Raw genomic sequence first — 21,039 nt, forward strand, 5'->3', positions numbered from 1 at the left:
GGGTGGTTCGTTCGCGATCGGGTCGGGGGGGCTGGCGCGTTGAGCAAATCGCTGACGCGCTCCCAGGTGGCCGATCTCTGCGGCTGCAAGGTCGAGGAGATCCCGGCCTCGCCGCTGTTCTCGCAGACGGCCTATGTGCCGCCGGGGCCGGTCTGCGCGGCCTATATCCGCTCTCAGGGGCCGATCGACTGCATCACGGGGCCGGCCGGCTCGGGCAAGACGGTCGGCTCGATCTTCAAGGTGATCCGCTTCGCGATCGGCTCCATGCCGGTCTGCACCGACGGCATCGTGCGCGTGCGCGGCGCGGTGCTGCGCGACAACTTCCGGGCGCTCTACCGGACGACGCTGCGATCGTGGTTCGAGTTCTTCCCGCCCGACTATGGCGGCGCGCACTTCACCGGCGGCCAGGACCGGCCGGCGCAGCACATCCTCAAGCTCGCGACGGTGCGCAGCGTCGGCGGCGTGCTGCGCGAGGTCCCGGTCGAGCTGACGGTCGATTTCTTCGCGGTCGGCGACATCGCGATCGAGGAACTGCTCAAGGGCTACGAGTGCTCGTTCTTCTGGGTCAACGAAGGCGACCTGCTGCACGAGCGCGTCATCCCCTTCGCCTACAGCCGCACCGGCCGCTACCCGCCGCGCGCTCGGCTGCCGGAGGGCGCAAGGCTGCCGCGCGTCGTCGCGGTCGATTTCAACCCGCCTGCGCCGAAGCATCCGCTCTGGCTCGCCTGCCAGCGTCGCGGCTTCGGCGCTGGCGAAGATGAGACCGACGAAACCGGCGCGCCGCGTGCGCCGGTCAAGGTCGAGGATGCGACGCTGAATTTCTTCCATCAGCCGTCGGGGCTGTCGCCTGAGGCCGAGAACCGTTCGGGCAAGACGTTCGAGCAGTACGAGGAGGAAAGCCGCACGCTGACCGAGGAGGACGTGCGGCGCTTCGTTCACGGGCTGCCGGGCTACGCTCGCGATGGCAAGCCGGTCTATGCCCGGGAGTACCGCGGCCGCATCCATGTCGCGCCCGGCCCGCTCGCGGTGCTGCCAGGCGTGCCGCTGCATGCCGGCGTCGACCAGGGGCTCACGCCCGCGATCGTCTGGTTTCAGGAGGACAGCTACGGCCAGCTGCGCATCCTGCAGGAGGTCTCGCCGGGACATGGCACGGGCATCTCGCGTTTCGTGGCGCAGGTCATGCCGTGGCTGCACGGGCGCTTTCGCGGCCTGCCGCTGGGCGTCTACTCCGGCGATCCGGCCGGCTTCCTCGGCGCCGATCGCCAGGCGGGCGAGCTGGCCTGGGCGGAAGCTGTCGGCGCGGCGATCGGCGTGCATATCCTGCCGGCGCCGACAAACGAGCCCGGCCTGCGCTTCGAGGCGGTCAAGCTCGCCCTGCGCATGATCGACACCGATCGACCCGGCATCATCATCGACCCGATCGGCTGCCCGCAGCTGGTCGAGGGCTTCGAGGCCGAGTTCAAATTTCCGAAGAAGCCGGACGGCACTCATGGTGACGGGCCGGTCAAGAACCTCGTCTCAAACCCACACGACGCCCTGCAATACGGCATCCTCGGCCTGCGCGGTCGCGCCGGCGTGATCGCCGAGGCCGGCCGGGCAGGGCGCCCGGGCCAGATGCACGATCACGCCGCGCCGATCGGCAACACCGACTTCAACGTGTTCCACTGATGTCCGGCCTCTCGATCATCTCGCCGGCGCCGTTCCATGAGGTCTCGAAGCTGGCCTTTCCGAGCGGGCGGGCGCCGGCGCGGCATCTGCAGGTCATGCTGCTGCAGTCGGTGCGCTCGGAGACGATGGCCTTCGCCGATGCATCGGGCGCCGTCGTCGTGATCGTCGGGCTCTGGCAGCTCGCCCCGCTGCATGCCGGCGAGCGCCTGTTCGAGCTGTGGCTGCAGATCGACCGGCGCGCCTTGCCGCATCTGCCGACCTTGCGCCGTCTCGCCCGGTTGATGCTGGCGCGCGTCGCCGAGTCTGGACCTGTCCGCATCCGGGCGCTGGTTCGCGAGAGCCACCGGCCAGGTGCGCGGATGTGCCGGCTGCTCGGCATGTCCTTCGTCGGCGTCCGCGACGGTCACGAATGCTGGGAATGGAGCGCCTGAAATGGGTCAGATGGTCAAGCAGGCGTTCGGCAGCGACCGCAAGGCGCGCGTCAAGGCCGATGTCGACACGGCCCGGGCGAAGCAAGAGCAGGCGGTGGCGATGACGCGCCAGCAGCAGGAACAGGCCGCCGCCGGCGCCAGCACGGAAGCCTCGCTCGGGCGGGCCAGGCGCACGCCGCGCGGCCGCCGCGTGCTCGTTGCCGATCAGGGCTCGACCCTCGGATGAGCCTGGCTCCGGTCAAGATCCGCGCCGAACGCGCCTGGTCGGCGCGCGCGCCCTGGGACACGCTCTACCAGGACGTGTTCGATTATGTGATTCCCTATCGCAAGCCGACGACGAAGAACGTCGGCACGCCGACCTCGCGCATCGAGAAGATCTACGACAATACGGCGCCGGTGTCGGCCTTCGCCGGCGCCGGCCGGCTGCAGCATGACCTGTTTCCGCCGGGCGAGGCGTTCTTCAAATACGGCCTCGGCCCGGTCGCGCGCCGCGCTTTGAAGCGCGCGGGCGTCGACGAGACCGTCGCCAAGCGCGAGCTGGAGGAGGTCAGCGCCGACATCCACGCGTTTTTCATGTCGGGCGAGTTCGACAACGCCTGCAATGAAATGTGTACCGATCTGTTCGCCGGGCAGGGCTTCCTGATGCCGGTGAAGGGCGACGACGACAACCCGGTGCGCTTCGTCTGCCTGCCGATGGACGAGGTCGCGCTCGACGCCGGGCCTTATGGCGATATCGCCGGCATCCACTGGAAAACCAAGATGGCGCGCTCGGCCATCCGTGATGCGTTTCCGCGCGGCAAGTTTCCCGAAGCATTCACCGAAGCGCTGAAAAGCAATTCCGGCGCCTTCGACGAGATCGACCTGCATCAAAGCTGGACGTTCGATTACAAGCGCAAGCGCTGGACCTTCACCGTCTGGATCGAAGGCAGCGACAAGGACGACGTGCCGGTCGTGACGGCGACGCATCGCGCGCCGCCGATGGCGACGCCGCGCTATCACCGCGTGCCCGGCGAGGTCTATGGGCGCGGCCCCGCGATGCTGGCGCTGCCGACGGTCAAGACGCTCAACAAGGCCGTCGAGCTGCTGCTCAAATCCGCCGCGATCCAGATGCTCGGCATCTGGGCCTATCGGCCGGGCGGGGCGTTCAACCCCAACACGGCCCGGATCGCGCCGGGCGCCTGGTGGCCGATGTCCTCGACCGGCGGCGTTCTCGGCGCCGACGTGACGCGGATGGATACGGCGACGGCGCGCATGGATGTCGCCCAGCTCGTGACGCAGGAACTGCGCATGCAGCTGCAGGCGGCGATGAACGACGACAAGCTGCCCGACAAGGGCGCGACGCCGGTCTCGGCGACCGAGATCATGGCGCGGATGAAGCGGGTTTCGCAGAATTACCTCGGCGCCTTCGGCCGCCTGGTCAATGAGACGATCCCGCCGCTGGTCAAGCGCGTCGCCGAAATCCTCGACGGCTTCGGCCTGCTGCGCCGCCGGCAGCTCACCGTCGACATGCTGCTCGTCAAGATCGACGTGCAGTCGCCGATGGCGGCGATGATCAAGGCGCAGGGGCTCTCGCAGATCGTCGAGTATCTGCAGCTCGTCGCGGCGCTGAAAGGCCCGCAGGCTGTCGAGCTTTTGATCAAGCTCGACGACCTGCTGCGCGAGTTCGCCAGCCGCATGAACGTCCCGGCCGAGTTCATCATGTCCGAGGACGAGCAGAAGGCGCTTGAGCGGAAGCTTGCCGACGCCGCAGCCCAACTCGCTGCCGCCCAGGCCGAGCAAGCCGCCGGCCCGCCGCAACCGCAACCTGTTCCCGCATGAGGAAACCCATCTGATGACCGGACCCGCCATCCCGTCACGCATGACCGCCCGAGACGCCCAGCCCGTCCAGAGCCTGTTTCAGGACCTCGACGCGCGGATGGCGCACATCAACGCCTTCGGAGAGCAGAAGCAGCAGGCCTTCGAGCCCAGCCAGTCCGAGATGGACGCGATGCAGGCGGCGAACGTGATCTTCTCGACGCCGGAAGGCGCCGTGCTGCTGGAATGGTTCGCCGACAACACCGTGCGGCAGCCCTTCGTCGCTGATCCGACCGTCGATCCTGCGCGCGGCTGGGCCATGGCCCAGCGCCGGCAGGGCCTGTGCGACGCCTTTTTCACCCTCCTGGCGCTGATCGCGGCGGCGCGCGAGGACCCCGCTGACACCCGCGATCAGGCAAGCTCATGAACCGTCTTCTCCTCCGTAGCGGCTCGGCCGCGTTTCTCATGTCGGGTTTCGGCCCGCGCATCATGCTCGCCCTCGATGATGGCGGTGGCGCTGGCGGCGCGGCCGCTGCCGGTGCCGGCGCGGCCGGGGCTGGCGCTGCCGGGGCTGGCGCTGCCGCCGGCGATGGCGGCGCAGCAGCCGGTGGCGCCGGCGCGGCGGCCGCTGGAACAGGAGATGCCGCTGCTGCAGCTGGCGGGGCTGCGGCGGGGGCAGGGCAGGCCGCCGGGGCTGAAGGCGGTGGCTCAACCGTCTATCGTCCCGACGGCCTGCCCGACCATCTTCTCGGCGCCAACGAGAAAGAGACGATCGACAAGCTCTGGACTGCGACCAAGGGTTTCCGCGACGGCCAGGCGAAATACGAGCCGCCGCCGGCCGATGCCGCCGGCTACGCCTTCGAATGGTCGGACAAGGTCAAGCCCTACACGGAGACCTTCGACACCGATCCGGCCTTCAAGGGGCTGCGCGACGATCTGCTCGAAGCCGGCATCGGCACCAAGGCGGCGAGCAAGCTGATCGACAAGACGCTCGCGCGTTGGATCGACGGCGGGCTTGTGCATGAGCCGGTCGACATCGAGGCCGAGAAAGCCAAGCTTGCCCCGGCCGATGCAAAGGACCTGCCGGCGCCCGAGCGCGACGCCGCGATTCAGCGCCGTGTCGCGACCAATGTCGCCTTCGTCGACTCGCTCAAGGCCAAGGGCTTCGACGCCCAGGCCGCGACCGATCTCTCGGCCGAGCTGGCGGCCTTCCCGGCGCTCAACCAGCTGGTCGAGTTCGTGCGCGGCGGGGCAGGCGGCGACGGCCCAGCGCTCGGCGGCGGCAGCGGCCAGGGCGTCAGCAAGTCCGATCTCGACAAGCGGATGGCGGACCCGCGCGGGCGCGTCGGAGAGGCCAGTTACGACGCCGATTTCGCGCGCGAGACCGACCGGCTGTTCAAGCAACACTATCCCGGTTGATGGGGCCGCGCACGGCGCAGTTTGGCGGCGATCGCGGGATGGACCTGCGGCGCTGCCGGCTATCGCCCTGATGGGTGACCTGGCGGGCGCCGTGGCAATCGGCCCGAGGGTCGGCAACCCTCATCATCAGGACCGTTCATCATGACTTCACGCGCTCCAGCCTGGTTCGAACAGAAATACATCGCCGGCGCCATCCATGTCCTTCAGGCGAAGGGCTACGCGCTGCAGGGCACCACCGCGACCGCCACCAGCCAAAAAGGCAACGAGGTAACGTGGAAAGTCGCCGGCGACGGCGAAGCCACCGAAATGTCGGATGCGATCGAGGATCGTCCGACCCTCAACGCTGACCGGACCACCGTCAAGGCGACCATGCGCGATTGGGAAGCCAACGAGTGGATCAAGACCACCGACATCGAGAAGATGTCGGAGAACGAGCAGCAGATTGCCCAGGCGACCTGCGGCATGGCGCTCGGCCGCAAGTTCGACCGCATCATCCTCGGCGCCATGGACGATGCCGCGACCGATATCGAGACGATCGGCAGCGGTGCGGCCAATATCGACCTGCCCGACATCCTCGAAGCCAATACCCAGATCGGCGACGAGGGCGACAGCATGGAAATGCAATACACGGTCGCGCTCCCCGTCAGGCAGCTCGGCGCGCTCCTGCTGCGCAAGGGCTGGTCGTCGGCCGAATATGTGACCGATACGCCCTTGCTCAAGGCGATCGGCGCCCGCCGCTATCTCAACATGCTGTTCGTCCCGCTGCCGAAGAAGATGTTCGCGATCCCGGCCGCGAACCAGGCCGACGGCTACATGTGGGCCAAGGACTGCGTCGGCTTCGCGACGCCGACCGACGAGCGCGGCAAGATCGCGGCGGCGACCCGCATCGACTATGTCGCGACCAAGAAGGCCTATTTCGCCGGCAATACCATGTCCGCCGTCGGCAAGGTCATCCTGCCCAAGGGCTGCAAGCGCCTGCGCGTCTCGACCAACGCGGCGCTCACCGCCTCGCTCTGATCCGCGCCGTCGCGCCACGGCGCGGCGGTTTTCGCCGTTCCTCACAAACTGGAGCCTGCCATGGCTTATTCTCCGCGTTCGATCGCTCGCGTCGCCATTCAAGTCCCCGTCGACTCTGCCGCAGGGGCGTCGCAAGCGCAGCAGTGTGGCCTGTTCTTCTTCGCCACGGACAAGGCGGCAGCGACCGTCGAGACCGCTGGTTTCTTCAACGACAGCCGCGCCTTCGTGCGCAAGGGCGACGTGATCATCGCCTCGATGGCCAACGGCGGCACGCCCGTCGTGAAGACCTATGTCGTCACCGCTGTCCCGCTGACCGGCAACGTCACCATTGCGCTGCAGACCGCGACCGCCGGCTGATCCGCCGGCGCTGCTTTTCGACACCGGGCAAGATGCAAATTTGCATCTTGCCCTTTCGCCGTCCCCGGGGCGGTTCTTGTTTGAAGGCCTGCAATGTCCGACACGCCAGACGCCAATCTCGAACCGGTCGATATCGTCAACCGCGCTTTGGCGCGCTTTGCCGCCACGCCGATCAAAACCCTCGACGACGAGAGCGATCTCGCCCAGGCGGCGCAGCTGATCTACCTGACCGAGGTCGAGGCCGCGCTCGGCAAGATGCCCTGGCGCTTCGCCTCGAAAACCTTCGCGCTGTCGCAGCTCGCCGGTGATCCCGGCACCGGCTGGCGCTATGCCTACAGCCTGCCGGGCGGCCTGCTCGGCCTGCCCGAAAAATACCTGACCAACCCCCGCAATCCCGAGAGCGTGCTGCGCGAATTCGAGGTCAACGCCGGCGAGGTCCATTGCCAGCAGGACAAGCTCTGGGCGCGCGGCGTCGTCATGGTGCAGCCGACCTTCTGGCCGCCGGAATTCCGCAAGGCGATCATCGTCGGCATCGCCTCGGCGCTTTGCGTGCCGATCAGCCACGACACCGCGCTTGCCGCCGCCTTGTCGCGCGAGGCTTTCGGCGATCCCCGCGAGGGCGGCACCGGCGGCCTGCTCGGCCGGGCGATCGCCCGTGAGGTGGCGAACGCGCCGCCGCAGGTCGACCTCTACAGCGACAACCCGCTGACGGACGCCAGATGGTAGCCCGGCCCGGCCAGTACCAGGCGAGCCTGAACGCCGGCGAGCTGTCGCCCTCGGTGTGGGGGCGCTCCGACATCAAGCAGTTCTACTCCGGCGCCTCGCTGATGCTGAATGTCGAGCCGGTGCCGCAGGGCGGCTTCGCCACGATGCCGGGCACGATCGAGGCCGGCCGGGCGCGCGGGCCGCTGGCGCTGATCCCGCCGACCGGGGTGTTCTCGGCCGTCGGCCCGCATGTGGCGCCGGCGACGATCTTCCAGGCCAGTTTCGCGGCGATCAAGCTTGATTGCGTCGATGTGCTCGGCCTGACCTCGACGATCCCGACGCCGGGGCTGCTGCGCGTCGAGTTCAGCACCGACGGCGTGACCTGGTTCCCCTTCGGCCAGCCGTTCAGCGCGACGACGACGCCGCGCAACCGGCGCGTGGCGCTGCCGCCGGGGCAGGGCGTGGTCGCGATCGCGGCGCGCCTGCGGCTGTTCGGCGTGCCATCCGGGGCCGTGACCTTCGGCCTGGCCGGGTTCCAGCCGCTCGCCGAGATCGGCTACAAGCCCGAGGTCGCGCGCATCTTCGAGCACACCTATTCGGTCGAGGACGCCTTCACGATCGTGCTGACGCCGGGCCATGCCGACATCTGGAAAGGCGATGTTTTCCAGACCTCGGTGGCGACGCCGGTCTCGGCCGCGATCCTGCCGACGCTGACGCGCGAGCAGAGCCTCAACACGATGCTGCTCTGGCATGTCGACCTGATGCCGTTCCGCATCCTGCGCCGCGACAACGATTATGACTGGTCCGGCGACAGCGCGCCCTTCGTCAATCTGCCGCTGGTCGATTATGGCGCGACCTATGGCAACATCGTCGAGGATGCCTGGCGCATCACCATCACCTGGAGCGCCGGCCCGGCCGGGCTGATCCTCGAACTCGACATCAATGGCGAGCAGGCCCAGGGCGTCGAGCTGGCGACCGGGCCGGACTGGACCAATTTCGCGATCAACCTCAAGGCGGCGATCGAGGCGCTGCCCTCCGTCGCGCCCGGCGTCGACGTCACCTTCGCCTTGCCTGGCGGCTCCACGGCGACGATCGACCTCAGCTTCGGCGACGGCAATGCCGGCAAGCGCTTCGCGCTGGTGCCGCGCATCTCCAACATCACCACGGCGGCGTCGATCGCGAGCCATCTCACGCTCGGCGATCCCGGCGGCGAGGAGATCATGAGCGTGACGCGCGGCTGGCCCGCGACCGGCAACCTCTATCAGGGCCGGCTGGACCTGGCCGGCTTCAAATCCGAGCCCGGCGCGGTGCTGGCCTCGGTCTCGGGCGAGATCTACGACCTCAACACCCTGATCGAGAATCCGGCCGGCGCGCTGCTGTTCCGGCTCGACAGCAACGGCGCCGAGCGCGTGCAGCATCTTGCCCGCTCGAAGCATCTGATGATTTTCACCAACGAGGCGGAATACTTCGTCTCCGACCGCGCGATCGTGCGCGGCACGCCGCCGAACACGCCGCAGTCGTCGCGCAACGGCAGCGCGCCCGGCGTCCGGCCGGTCGAGAGCGACGGCGGCATCCTCTATGTCGGCAAGTCGCGCTCGATCATCTATACGGCGGCTTATTCCGACGTCAGCCAAAGCTATGAGAGCGATCCAATCTCGCTTCTGGCCTCGCATCTCAACACCCAGATCAAGAGCACGGCGCTGCAGCGCTCCTCGCTCTCGACCGACGCGTCGCGGTTTTGGATCGTGCGCGACGATGGGCAGATGACCGTCGGCGTGATGATCCGCAACCAGGACGTCACCGCCTTCGTGCGCTTCGTCACCGACGGCCAGGTGCGCGACGTCTGCGTCGACGGCGGCAATGTGACCTGGCTCCTGATCGAGCGGCAGGTCGGCGTTTCCCGCCAGATCATCCGCGAGCGCGTCTCGCCCGACGCGATCCTGCATCAGGAGCGCAACTTCGTCTTCGGCGCGCCGACCGCGATCGTGACCGGGCTCGGCAGCATGGAAGGCGCCGCCGTCTGGGCCTTCGCCGACGGCTATGCGACCGGGCCTTTCGTGGTCGCGGCCGGGGCCATCACTTTGCCCGAGCCGGCGACCACGGTCATCGTCGGGCGCTGGACGCCGTTCATCGCCGATACCCTGCCGATACCGCGGCTGATCGGCGAGCGCGTCGTGCTGCAGCGGCCGGTGCGCGTGCATACGGTGCGGGTGCATCTGCTCGGCACAACCTCGATCGCGATCGGCGCCAATGGCCGTCCGCCCCGCGACGTCGCGTTGCTGCGCGGCGGCCAGGCCAGCGACCAGCCGATCCAGCCGACATCGGGGCCGTTTTCGGCGCAGGGGCTGATGGGCTGGAGCGATGACGGCATCGTCCGCTTCACGCAAGTTCGGCCCGGCCGCGCGCATGTTCGCAATCTCACAGTGGAAGCGAGGATCTAGGCCATGGAATTCGCCGCCGCCGCGATGGGCACGGTCGCCACCGCGATCTCTGCCACCGCCAGCACCGTCGGAAGCGCGCTCGGCATCGGCGGCACCGCCGGCGCGGGAACCGCCGCCTCGCTGCTCGCCGCCGGCGAGGGCATGGGCGCCTTGTCCCTCGGCCTGCCGTCGCTCGGCGGCGCCGGCTCGCTGTTCACCTCGATCCTGTCGGGCACGGCGACCGTCGCCGGGATGATGGGCGCGGTCGGCGCCGGCGACGAGAAGGCCCGCACGCTGACCGCCCAGGCGATGGACGCGCGCACCGAGCAGGACATCGAGGGGCTGCGCGGCACCGACCGGCGCAACTCGCTGCGGCAATCCCTGCTCAAGACGCTGGGCGAGCGCGACGTCGCCGCCGCCGCATCGGGCATCGACCTGTCCTATGGCACGGCGGCGCTGGCGCGCGACGAGGCCGAGCGCGACGCCGAAAGCGCGCTGACGATCGACCAGAGCACGGAAGATTTCCGGGTCGGCCGGTTGAAGGAGCGCGAGAGCGAGTTCCTGCGCTCGGCGGCCTCGGCCCGCAAGGCCGGCCGGATCAAGGCTTACGGCGCCGGCATCCAGGGCGGCGCCGCCCTCGCAAACAGGTACGCCTGATATGGCCGCCAACAAGTTCGGCCGCGCCGTCGGCGCCACTCCTGAGTTCGATCCCAAGGGCGCCCGGATCGAGGGCCTTCCGGCCGTCGAGAGGGGCGCCGGCGCCGACAGCGAAGCGCTGTTTCAGGTTGGCTCCGAGCTGGCCGGCGTGTTCGGCCGCCAGGCCGATCGCGAGGCGACGATCGAGGGCAAGCGCGCCGGCGCGATCGCCGGCAACGATCCGAACTTCCGGCCGGGCGGATCGGTCTCGCTGCGCGGCAAGGCCTATGACGATGCCGGCACGTCGAGCTATCTCGACACGCTCGACGCGACGATGCGCCAGCAGATGCTGGAAATCTACCAGGTCAACAAAGACAATCCGACGGCGCTCAAGGCCAGCTTCGAGACGCTGCAGCAGGACGTCCTGAGCGCCAACGTCTTCCCGGAGATCGCCGGGCAGGTCAAGAATTCGATGGTGCGTCTGCGGACCGCGTTCGAGAACAAGGCGCAGGAATCGGCCGAGGGTCGGCAGCAGGACCAGGCCAAGGCCTCGACGATCGAAGCGAATATGCGCGGCGAGGCTATCGTCGCCGCCACCGTCGAGACGGCGCCGTATAGCCCGAAGGCGCAGGCGGTGGTGCGCCAGGAGCTGGACGCTGCCAGCGCCCGCGATCAGGACCTCGTCGCCAAGGGCGCGTTGACGGCGGTCCAGGCAACGCAGAACAAGATCGCCCGCGAGCGCAGCGCCACAACGCGCGAGGCGATCGCCGCCGTCGACGAGATCAAGACCGTCGAGGAGCTGGACAAGCGCGAGGCGGACTACAAGGCCCGCAAGGCCGAGGGGCGCCTCGGCCGGGTCGGCGAAGATGCCAAGATCATGGATGAGGTCGAGGCCGGCTTGTCCCGCAAGCGGACGCAGCTGACCACGGTCGGCAAACAGGCCGGATTGACGGTCGAGAAGCAGGCCGAGGACATGTTGTCTCGCGCGCAGCAGGGCGCGATGCCGCCGGTCGAGGAGGTCTCGCGCTTCCGGGCGATCGCGGCGGCTGCGCCGAACGGCCCGATGCAGGTCGAGCAGTTCGATCGGCGCATGGGCTGGATCAGGACGGCGACGACGGCCGGGCCGGACGGGGTCGACGCCAAGACGCGCGAGCTGCGCAAGGCTTATGGTCCGACGCCGACGAAAGAGCAGGCGCAGGATCTGCAGTTTCTCGAGGATGTCTCGGCCAAGTTCCGCACCGCCACGGTCGAGGACCCGATCGGGCTCGCCGCGAAGCAGCGCATCGCGCCGGTCGCGGCGATCGTGATGGACGACCCCGCCGCGCTGCGCGCCGGCATTCGCGATCGCGCCGCGCTGGCGCGGGCACTGCCGCCCGAGCTGAACCCGAACGGCAAGATGCTGCAGCCGGAAGACGTCAAGGCGCTCGAACGCAAGATCGCCATGGGCGGGCAGGGCGCGCTCGACACGGTTCAGGCGCTGGTCGACGGCGCCGGCCGCGACGCGCCGCGCCTGATGCGCGAGATCGGGGGCTCGGCGCCGGAGCTGGCGCAGGCCGGGCTGCTGCTGGCGTCTGGCGGCTCGAAGCAGGCGGCGCGCGACATCATCGCCTCGGTCGCGGCGCGCAGCCTGCCGGGCGGGCAAAAGCCGGTCGAGGTCGACAATGGTTCGTTCCGGCAAATCTGGGTCGACAAGGTCGGCACCTCGCTTGTCTTCAACAGCCAGGATCAGCAGCGCATCGAGAAGGCGGCGCGCGCCATCGCCTCGGCCCGCATCCAGAACCTCGGCAATGCCAAGAGCGGCGAGGCCAAGGAAATCTATGGCCGCGCCATCGAGGAGGCCTTCGGCGGCCAGATGATCGACGGCAAGGCGGTCGGCGGCATCGGCCGGGTCAAGACCGGCTGGTTTTCCTCGGCGCCGGTGCCGCTGCCGCCGGAGGTGCGCTCCGATCGGTTCAGCGACGCGCTCGGCGCGCTCCGCGACGACGATCTCGCGACGCTGCCGGTTCCGCCCGTCCCGGGCACGCGCGCCGCCCAGATCCGCAATGCCCGGCCGGTGGCGGTGCCCGGCGGCTACCGCTTTGCGCTCGGCGACCTCAACAGCCAGGACCCGAAATTCATTCAGGGGCAGGACGGCAATTCCTTCGTGCTGCCCTGGGACGAGGTCAAGGGCCGCTTGCGCGAGCGCGCGCCGGGCGCCTTCATCGGGGGCAAGTGATGCTGCTGTTCGACGATCCCGCCGACCGCGCCCTGACCTTCGCCAAGCCCGATGACGGCAAGAGCTATGCGGCGATCGCGCGTGAGGCCGTGACCAATCTCGGCGACGTCGTCGAGCGGCCGCAGGTCTACAAGCGGATTTTCGACGCGAGCTGGCAGGCACAGACCTATGTCGAAAACTCGAACGCCCGCTCATGGGCCGAGAATGAGAGCCTGTCGCGGATCATCAGCGCGGTGCGCTCGGCGTCCGGCATCAAGCTCGACAATCCGCGCGAGGGCGGCTTCGAGGACGAAGGCGACCGGCTGGCGCGCGACCGCCTCGGCGACGGCTATGGCGCCGCCCGGGCACAGGGGCCGCGCGTGCTGGAACCGTTCCGCATGCAGGCCTTCGATGCGCGCCTGGCGCAGCTCGCCGAGAGCGACCCGAAGATCGCCGACGCGATCGCCACCGCCAGGATCGACTTTTCCCCGACGATGATCGCGCGCCGGGCCGAGCAGGACATGCAGGTTGCGACGGGCGAGGCGGGCTCGATGATCGGCGCCGTCGGTGCGGCGATCGGCGGCGGCGTCGTGCCCTCCTTCCGCGACCCGATCAACGCGGCCGGCCTGTTCGCCGGCGGCGGGCCGTCTGCGGCGACCAGCGTCGCCGGGCGCATCGCCATCGTCGCGGCGCGCGAAGCCCTGATCAATGCGGGCATCACGGCAGCGCAGCAGCCCTTCACGCAGGATTGGCGGCAGGAGGCCGGGCTCGCATCGGGCTTGACGGAGGCGATCCAGAACATCGCCATGGCCGCCGGCGTCGGCGGCGCGTTCGGCGCCGGCGCGCAAGGCGTGCGCGATCTCGTCGGCCTGGTCGCCGGCGGCAAGGTCGCGCCCGGCGAGCTGCGCCAGGCGCTCGATGCCGCCGGCCTGCGCCTGCCGGAGGAGGAGGCCGGCGCGCTACGCGCGGCCGAGCGCGCCGCTGCCGACGACGCCGTCGTGATGCGCGAGGTGCCGCCCGGCGTCTCGCGCGACGAGGCGGTCGAGGTGATGCGCCAGGCGCTGCGTCATGCCGAGGACCCGGTCAACGAACCGCCTGCCGATCTGCCGATCGCGCTGCCGCAAGCCCGGGCTGATCGCGCCACTGTCACCGACGAGCTGCTGCCGGCGAAGCCCGGCGACGTCACCATGGTCGACGGCAAGCCGGTCGCCTTCGAGCGCTTCGACCCGGCGACGATCGGCACCGATGCGGCGGCGATGCAGTACAAGGGCGGCGCCGACGTCGCCGGCGTCACCGATCGCCTGCGCAGCGTCTCGCGCTGGGACCCGCTCGCCGGCGGCCGCGTCTTCGTGTTCGAGCGCGCGGACGGCTCGCGCGTCATCGCCGACGGGCATCAGCGCCTCGGCCTGGCGAAGCGCCTCTCGACCGATAGCGAGCCCGCCGAGCTGGTCGGGCATCTGTTCCGCGCCGCCGATGGCTGGACCGCCGCAGACGTCCGGGCGATGGCGGCGAAGAAGAACATGCAGGAAGGGTCCGGCACGGCGCTCGACGCCGCCCGCGTGCTGCGCGACCGGCCCGACATGGCCGACGGCGCCCTGCCCGTGTCCGGCCCGATGATGCGCCAGGCGGTGCAGCTGGCGCGGCTCTCCGAGGAGGCTTTCGGCATGATCAATGCCGGGCTGATCCCGGAGGCTTATGGCGCCCGCGTCGGCGCGATGGTGGCCGACCCGCTGCAGCATGTCGCGGTGCTCGGCGACCTGTTCCGGTTCAAGCCGGAGAGCGAGCGCGAGGCTTCGATCCTGATCGGCGAGTCGATGCGCGCCGGCTTCGTCAGCGAGCGCCAGGAGGACATGTTCGGGGCGCTCGACAAGACGGTCTCGCTGATGGTCGAGCGGGTCAAGGTGCTCGACCAGGCTGTGCGCCAGCTCGCCACCGACAAGCGCGTCTTCGGCATGCTCGGCCGCGAGGCCGGCCGGATCGAGGCCGGCGGCAACGTCCTGGTCGCGACCAATGCCGAGCGCGCGGCGGCCTCGGCCGAGATGCAGCAGCTCGTGGTCAAGCTGGCGCAACGCATGGGGCCGATCTCGGATCTGCTGACGGAGGCCGCGCGCGGCGTGAAGGAGGGCGGCCGGGCGACCGATGCGGCGCGCGGCTTCCTCGACCAGGTCGCCGCCACGATCGACCGGGACGGGCTGCCGCGCCTGATGTCGGAGCCGGCCCTGCGCCCGGTCGACGCGGTCGAGCCCGGGACGCCGCAGGCGCTCGCAGTGGCCGAGCGCGTCGAGCTGCGCGACGATGCGACGATCGACATGTTCGGCGACACCGTGCCGGTTGCGTCGCGCGACGATCCGATGGGGACGCGCATGATCACGCGCGAGGAAGCCCTTGCGGAAGCCGACCAGACCGGATTCCATGCCGACCTGGTCGCGGCCTGCAAGGCGGGAGCTTAGGGCGATGCCGACATTCAACGAATGCCTCGCCTCGGCTGTCGAGCAGGGCGCCATCTCGAAAGACGAGGCCGGCGATCTCGGCCGGCGCTTCGAGGAAATCCGCGCGCAGAAGCGACTCGAGCTGGGCGATGGTCCGGCCGACGCCGCCGCCAAGGAAGCGCTGGAGAAGACGCTGCGGATCGAGGCGGCCGAGCAGAAGCGCCAGGTGCTGCTGACGGCCGCCGCGAAGCAGAACGTCGCCTCCTACATCACCGGCTTTCGCACGCCCGACGGCAAGGCCGACATCTTCGAGGCGACGCTCAACCTGTTCGAGAATTTCGGCGGCGGCACGGTCGGCCTGCGCGGGCGCGTCGAGAGTATCGTCGGCTTGGCGCACAGTCAGTTGACCGACACGCTGCAGACCTTTCGGCGCACGGCGATCTCAGGCCGGCGGATGAATCGGCCGATGGCCGACGACATCGTGCGAGAGCTGAAAGGCGAGGGCACCGGCTCGGCCGAGGCCTTCACCATGGCCCGCGCGATCGACGACGTCTTCGAGAGCCTGCGCCAGCGCTTCAACGCCGCCGGCGGCGCCGTGCAGAAGCTCGACGGCTGGGGCCTGCCCCACAGCCATGACGGCGCGGCCGTGCTCAAGGCCAAGCAGCCGGCCTGGGCGGCCTTCATCAAGCCGCTGCTCGATCCCGCCCGGATGAAGGACCCGTTGACCGGAGAGGCGCTGTCGCCGGCGCGGCTCGACCAGGTGCTTGCGGGCGCCTATGCCAATATCGTGTCTGGTGGCTGGGCCAATCGCGAGCCGGCGATGCAGCGCTTCGGCCAGGGCAAGCTGGCGAGCCAGCGCCAGGAGCATCGCTTCCTCGTCTTCAAGGATGCCGATTCCTGGCTCACCTATGACAAGCAGTTCGGCACCGGCGACCCGATCGTGTCGGTGTTCAACCACATCAACGGCATGGCCCGCGACATCGCCGCGATGGAATTGCTCGGGCCGAACCCGGGCGCCATGGTCGAGTGGCTGAAACAGGTCAACATGAACGAGGTCGGCAAGCATATCGCCGGCAAGCCCTCGCTCTACCGCGAGGGCAACAAGGCGCAGGAGCTGTTCGGCAATCCGGCCTATCTCGCCAGCCGGATCGACAGCGTCTGGCAATATTCGCGCGGCCGCGAGACCGTCTCGCCCGGCGTCGCCGCCGGCTTCGGTACGGTGCGCAACGGGCTGACCTCGGCCTATCTCGGCGCCGCCTCGCTGACGGCCGCCGTGACCGATCCGTTCATCGACGCGCTGTCGCGCCATGTCGCCGGCCTGCCGATCTGGCCGGCCTTCACCGCGATCATCGACACCTTCCGGTCGGTGCCGCGCGAGCAGGCGGTGCGCGCCGGCATCATCCTCGACGACTTCCTGCACATCACCCGCGACGAGGCCCGCTACACCACGATCTCGACGGGGGCGGCCGAATGGTCGAAATGGCTGGCCGACCGCACGATGACCTGGTCCGGACTGTCGCCGATGACGCAGGCGCGCAAGCATGTCTTCGCGCTGGAATGGATGGGGGCGCTCGCCGACCATAAAGACCTGCCCTTCGACCAGGTCCCGGATCGCCTGCGGGCGCGGCTGGAGGCCTATGGCGTCTCGGCGTCCGACTGGCAGCGTCTCGGCAAGATCGCGGCGCATGCGCCCGGCGAGGGCTCGGCCGGGCTGCTGCGGCCGAGCGACGTCGCCGCGACCGAACCGCAGCTCGCCGAGAAGCTGCTCGGCCTGATCTATGGCGAGACCGAGCGGGCGGTGCCGGCCGGCACGCTGCGCTCGCGGTCGCTCGTGCTCGCCGGTCGCGATCGCGGCTCGGTCGCCGGCGAGGTGCTGGAGAGCATGCTGCAGTTCAAGTCCTTCGGCCTGTCCTTCACGACGCTGCAGCTGCAGGCCCTGCAGGGCGAGCTGGCGCAGGGCAAATGGAGCGGGGCGGCCTATGCCTCGGCGCTGGCGATCGGGCTGACGCTCGGCGGCGGCATGGCGATCCAGCTCGGCAACATCACGCAAGGGCGGGATGCCCAGCCGGTGAACGATCCGAAGTTCATCCTCGCCGCGATTCAGCGCGGCGGCGGCTTCGGCCTGTTCGGCGATTTCATGTTCTCCGACGTCAACCGCCATGGTGGCGGCTTCACCGAGACGATCGCCGGCCCGACCCTCTCGCTGATCGGGGCCGGCATCAAGCTGACGGCCGGCAACCTGCAGGAGCTGGCGCTCGGCAAGGAGACGCATTTCGGCCGCGAGGCGACGCAGCTCCTGCGCCGGAACACGCCGGTCCTGTCCTCACTCTGGCCGGTGCGCGCCTCCTATAACCGCGTCCTGCTCGACCAGCTGCAGTATCTGACCGATCCCGACGCGCATAAGAGCTTCGGCGAGCAGCGCCGGCGCTATGAGCGCGAGACCGGGGCAAGCTTCTGGTGGCAGCCGGGCGAGGCCGCGCCGTCGCGCATGCCCGGGTTTGAAAGCTTTCTGCGCTGACCGGTTGACGCATCCGCGCAGCCGCCATGGTGGCCTCTCTCGCGAGGGCCGCCCATGTCCGTCCAGTATCCTCTGCCGCGCTCGATCCGTCAGACCGACTTCGTCGCGACCGATGGTCAAAGCGTCTTCGGCCCGGTCCCGTGGCTCGCCTTCGACCTCGACGATGTCCGCGTGCGGGCGCGCTCCGGCGTCGGCCAGCGCTGGGTTACGCTGACGAGCGGCTTCACGGTCTCGCTCTCGGCCTCGCCGGCCGGCTTCGCATCCGCCACCTTCGCTGTGGGCCAGGTTGCCGGCCGGCACATCCGCATCGAGGGCGCGCGGACCCATGCGCGCATCACCGACGTAACGCGCGGCAGTGCTCTGGTGACGCCGGCGATGGAGCGCGAGCTCGACAAGATGTCGACGGTGCTGCAGGAGCTGCGCCGCGACATGTCCGACCTGCAGACGCGCGTGCTGCTGGCGCCGGAGCCGGAAGCCGGCTTCGATTTCCCCTCGGCCGCCGAGCGCCTGGGCAAGGTGCCGATCGGCAATGGCGATGGCGGCCTGACCTTCATCGACCCGACGCCGCTCGTCATCAACGTGCCGGCGCCGGGCAGCGTCGTCTCGGCCTCGCTGGCGCCGGGCAGCGTCACGCTCGACAAGGTCGCCGTCGACGTGATCCGCACGCCGATCTATGCGGCGCTTGACCTGTTCGTTGCCGCTGCCGGCAGCGACGCCAATCCCGGAACGTCGCTGGGCCAGCCCTTCCAGACGATCGACGCCGCCTGGGCCGCCGTGCGCGACCGGCTCGACGGGCGCGGCCAGCAGGTGCGCTTCAACTGGGTCGGCCTCAACAACAAGCCGGGCGTGTGTTTCGGCGGCCTGACCGGTTTCACGCAAGCCTATGTGCAGGGCTACGGCGTCGACCTCAACACGCCCTCGACCTGGGACGATGTCGATGTCGACCCGGCCCTGTCCTCGCAGGCGCTGATTGCCGATGGCGGGGCGCGCCTGCATGCGCGCGGCTTCAAGGTCAAGAACACCGCCGGCAATGGCCTCGTCGCCTGGCAGCAGGGCGCCGTGCTCAACTTCTCCTCGATCGACTTCGGCGCGGTCGGTCCGGTCAACGGCTCGCAGATCTGGGCGACGCGGGGCGGGCAGATGACCTCCTTCGGCCGTAACGTCGTCACCGGCGGCGGCGGCGCGCTGATCCAGGCGTCGCATGGCGGGCAGTACCGCAACACGGCCAACGCCACCGATGTCACCTTCACCGCCTCCGGCGCGATCGTCTACGCGATCGCGACGGCTTATGTGCTCAACGGCAGCTTCGTCCTGACCAATGATCCGGGCGGCCCGCCTATCGGCGGCGCCTTCCAGCTCGGCGGCGGCGCCAGCGTCACCGGCAAGGCGTGGCGGCGCGACGGCGCGATGTCCGAAACCCAGTGCTATGGCCTGCAGGACCCAAACCCGGGCGACCTGTTCGGCACCTTCGTCGGCGTCGCCGGCATCACGAATGGCCTGTCGCCGCGCCGGCGTGGCGCCGCGATCACGCCGGTCGCGCTGTCGCTCGCCACCACCCATGACTGGCACCCGGTCGATGCCGCGACCGGCGGCCGGATCATGCGCGAGAGCAACCGCGTGCGCATGTCGGCGCTCGGCCCGGCCAACCTGTCCGGCCTGTTCCATGACGGCTGCGAGGACGGCCAGGAGGTGACGCTGCAGAACATCGCCGCGAACACCGTCACGCTGCTGCACAACCAGGGCTCGGTCATCGGCAACCGTTTCGGCCTGCCGGCCGGCGCCAATGTCGCGATCCCGCAATTTGGCGCCATCACCATGGGGTACGACGCGACGCTCGGCCTCTGGATTCCGCAACCCTGAGGCCGTCATGACGCTCAACCTGCAAACCTTCTTCGCCTATGCCCGCCGGGCGCCTTTCGGCGGCTCGCTCTCGACGGCGCAGGTCGAGGGCTGCAAGCGCATTCTCGCGACCTGCCGGGCCGAGCGCGTGCTCGATCTCAGGCAGGTCGCCTATGTCCTCGCCAGCGTGTTTCACGAGACCGGCGCGCGGATGCAGCCGGTGCGCGAGGCTTTCGCGAGCGGCGACGCCGGCGCGATCGCGGCACTCGACAAGGCGTGGAAGGCCGGCAAGCTCGGCAAGGTGAAGGAGCCCTATTGGCGCAAGGGCTGGTTCGGCCGCGGCGATATCCAGATCACGCATGAGGCCAATTATCGCAAGCTCGGCAACGCCATCGGCGTCGACCTGGTCGCCAATCCGGCGCTGGCGCTCGATCCGGCGACGAGCGCCCGCATCGCCGTCGTGGGCATGCGTGACGGGCTGTTCCGCTACAGCGCCGCCCAGAGGCGGCCGGAGCGCTTGGCGGATTACTTCACGCCGCAGTTCGCCCTGCCGCAGGAGGCCCGCGCGATCGTCAATGGCGGCCGCGACAAGGCCAAGCTGATCGCCGGCCACTGGCGCGCCTTCCTGGACGCGCTGGAGGCGGCCGATCTGGCGACGCCGCAGCCGACCGACGTCGTCGCCGCCGATGCCGAGCCCGACGACGTCCCGGTGGCCGCCAGCGGCAGCGCCGGCACGATCGCGGTCGTCACGGCGGGCGGCGTCGCCACGGCCGCTGGCGGCGTCGCCACGGCCGCCGTGACCGGCATCTCCAATCAATGGGCGCTCGCCGCCTTCGCCCTGCTGCTGCTGTTCCTGCTGATCGCGGGCGGCATCGGCGGCTGGCTCGTCGTCAGCGGTCGCCTCACCATCAACCGCAGCAAGGCCGCGGCATGACCGCGAACCTGCGCCTGGCGCTGATCCTCGCCGCGCTCGCCGGCGGCGGCTTTGCCATCTGGAAAGTCGTCGATCTCGTCTCGGCCGCGCGCGTCGTCAAGGCTGTCGAATCCATCAACCAGGAGGGGCGCGATGCCGCCGATGCGATTGCCGAAGCTCGCCAGCGCGTGCGTGCTTGCGCTGAGTCTGGCCGGGTGTGGAACCGTGCGACCGGCCAATGTGGCGCCGCAGTGCCGGTCACTCGGCAATGAGCTGGCGACCGCGACCGGCGCGGCCGTCGATGAAATCTTCGAGGGCGGCGTCGCCGCCGGCTGCTGGGCGAGGCCGTCGCGATGACGCCGCGTAGGCGGGCGATCTCGCCTCCCGAGCGTTTGGCTGTGGTCGAGGATCGCATGGACACAATGCAGGTCGACATCACGCAGATGCAGGTCAAGCTCGATCGCCTGCTCGATCTCGCCAATGAGCGGTCGCACGCGGTCGCCAATGTCCAGCAGTCGATGACGGCGCTGCAGGGCAGCGTCGTCGCCCTCAAGGCCGACACCAAGATCATCCGCGACGGCATGGGCTTCGCCCGCATTCTGCGCCGGCTCGCACTCTGGGGCACGCCGATCGTCGTCGCGCTGCTCTGGGCCTTCGAGCGCTTCGACCTCCTGCTGAAACTCTTTCGCAAGCCCTGAA

The 21,039-nt window shown here is 69.5% G+C and carries 18 protein-coding genes; all 18 read left to right on the forward strand.

Annotated features, from left to right (window positions below):
• Positions 1-39 precede the first annotated feature (39 nt).
• The 18 genes from AC1DYU_RS00740 (at position 40) to AC1DYU_RS00825 (ending at position 21,038) form a co-directional block, all read left to right on the forward strand.
• On the forward strand, positions 40-1,668 hold the full coding sequence (locus AC1DYU_RS00740) for a hypothetical protein (protein WP_476789990.1): 1,629 nt from the start codon (positions 40-42) through the stop codon (positions 1,666-1,668).
• Positions 1,668-2,099, forward strand: a complete 432-nt coding sequence (locus tag AC1DYU_RS00745; protein ID WP_476789991.1) for a hypothetical protein — start codon at positions 1,668-1,670, stop codon at positions 2,097-2,099. The genes AC1DYU_RS00740 and AC1DYU_RS00745 overlap by 1 nt, the downstream gene beginning before the upstream one ends.
• 1 nt (position 2,100) lies before the next feature.
• Positions 2,101-2,325, forward strand: coding sequence for a hypothetical protein (locus tag AC1DYU_RS00750; RefSeq protein ID WP_476789992.1), 225 nt, complete (start codon positions 2,101-2,103; stop codon positions 2,323-2,325).
• Positions 2,322-3,917, forward strand: coding sequence for a portal protein (locus AC1DYU_RS00755; RefSeq protein WP_476789993.1), 1,596 nt, complete (start codon positions 2,322-2,324; stop codon positions 3,915-3,917). Before AC1DYU_RS00750 ends, AC1DYU_RS00755 begins: the two co-directional genes overlap by 4 nt.
• Before the next feature lie 13 nt (positions 3,918-3,930).
• On the forward strand, positions 3,931-4,320 hold the full coding sequence (locus AC1DYU_RS00760) for a hypothetical protein (protein WP_476789994.1): 390 nt from the start codon (positions 3,931-3,933) through the stop codon (positions 4,318-4,320).
• On the forward strand, positions 4,317-5,312 hold the full coding sequence (locus AC1DYU_RS00765) for a hypothetical protein (protein WP_476789995.1): 996 nt from the start codon (positions 4,317-4,319) through the stop codon (positions 5,310-5,312). The genes AC1DYU_RS00760 and AC1DYU_RS00765 overlap by 4 nt, the downstream gene beginning before the upstream one ends.
• Positions 5,313-5,453: 141 nt before the next feature.
• Positions 5,454-6,329 (forward strand): phage capsid protein, encoded by an 876-nt coding sequence (locus tag AC1DYU_RS00770; RefSeq protein WP_476789996.1) that lies wholly within the window; start codon positions 5,454-5,456, stop codon positions 6,327-6,329.
• A gap of 60 nt (positions 6,330-6,389) precedes the next feature.
• Entirely contained in the window at positions 6,390-6,686 is a 297-nt protein-coding gene (locus tag AC1DYU_RS00775; RefSeq protein ID WP_476789997.1) for a hypothetical protein, read from the forward strand.
• A gap of 93 nt (positions 6,687-6,779) precedes the next feature.
• On the forward strand, positions 6,780-7,412 hold the full coding sequence (locus AC1DYU_RS00780) for a phage connector family protein (RefSeq protein ID WP_476789998.1): 633 nt from the start codon (positions 6,780-6,782) through the stop codon (positions 7,410-7,412).
• On the forward strand, positions 7,406-9,832 hold the full coding sequence (locus tag AC1DYU_RS00785) for a phage tail protein (RefSeq protein ID WP_476789999.1): 2,427 nt from the start codon (positions 7,406-7,408) through the stop codon (positions 9,830-9,832). Before AC1DYU_RS00780 ends, AC1DYU_RS00785 begins: the two co-directional genes overlap by 7 nt.
• 3 nt (positions 9,833-9,835) lie before the next feature.
• Positions 9,836-10,468, forward strand: coding sequence for a hypothetical protein (locus AC1DYU_RS00790; protein ID WP_476790000.1), 633 nt, complete (start codon positions 9,836-9,838; stop codon positions 10,466-10,468).
• 1 nt (position 10,469) lies between these two features.
• On the forward strand, positions 10,470-12,662 hold the full coding sequence (locus AC1DYU_RS00795; protein ID WP_476790001.1) for a hypothetical protein: 2,193 nt from the start codon (positions 10,470-10,472) through the stop codon (positions 12,660-12,662).
• Complete coding sequence (locus AC1DYU_RS00800; RefSeq protein WP_476790002.1) at positions 12,662-15,091, forward strand: hypothetical protein; 2,430 nt, start codon at positions 12,662-12,664, stop codon at positions 15,089-15,091. The genes AC1DYU_RS00795 and AC1DYU_RS00800 overlap by 1 nt, the downstream gene beginning before the upstream one ends.
• 4 nt (positions 15,092-15,095) lie before the next feature.
• A complete protein-coding gene (locus AC1DYU_RS00805; RefSeq protein WP_476790003.1) occupies positions 15,096-17,588 on the forward strand; it encodes a hypothetical protein in 2,493 nt (830 codons plus the stop codon).
• A gap of 54 nt (positions 17,589-17,642) precedes the next feature.
• A complete protein-coding gene (locus AC1DYU_RS00810; RefSeq protein ID WP_476790004.1) occupies positions 17,643-19,448 on the forward strand; it encodes a hypothetical protein in 1,806 nt (601 codons plus the stop codon).
• Positions 19,449-19,455: 7 nt separating this feature from the next.
• On the forward strand, positions 19,456-20,361 hold the full coding sequence (locus AC1DYU_RS00815) for a glycoside hydrolase family 19 protein (protein WP_476790005.1): 906 nt from the start codon (positions 19,456-19,458) through the stop codon (positions 20,359-20,361).
• Positions 20,358-20,612 (forward strand): hypothetical protein, encoded by a 255-nt coding sequence (locus AC1DYU_RS00820; protein ID WP_476790006.1) that lies wholly within the window; start codon positions 20,358-20,360, stop codon positions 20,610-20,612. Before AC1DYU_RS00815 ends, AC1DYU_RS00820 begins: the two co-directional genes overlap by 4 nt.
• 141 nt (positions 20,613-20,753) lie before the next feature.
• Positions 20,754-21,038, forward strand: coding sequence for a hypothetical protein (locus AC1DYU_RS00825; protein WP_476790007.1), 285 nt, complete (start codon positions 20,754-20,756; stop codon positions 21,036-21,038).
• Position 21,039 lies beyond the last annotated feature (1 nt).

The sequence above is a fragment of the Allobosea sp. P2_B12 genome (assembly GCF_056404835.1).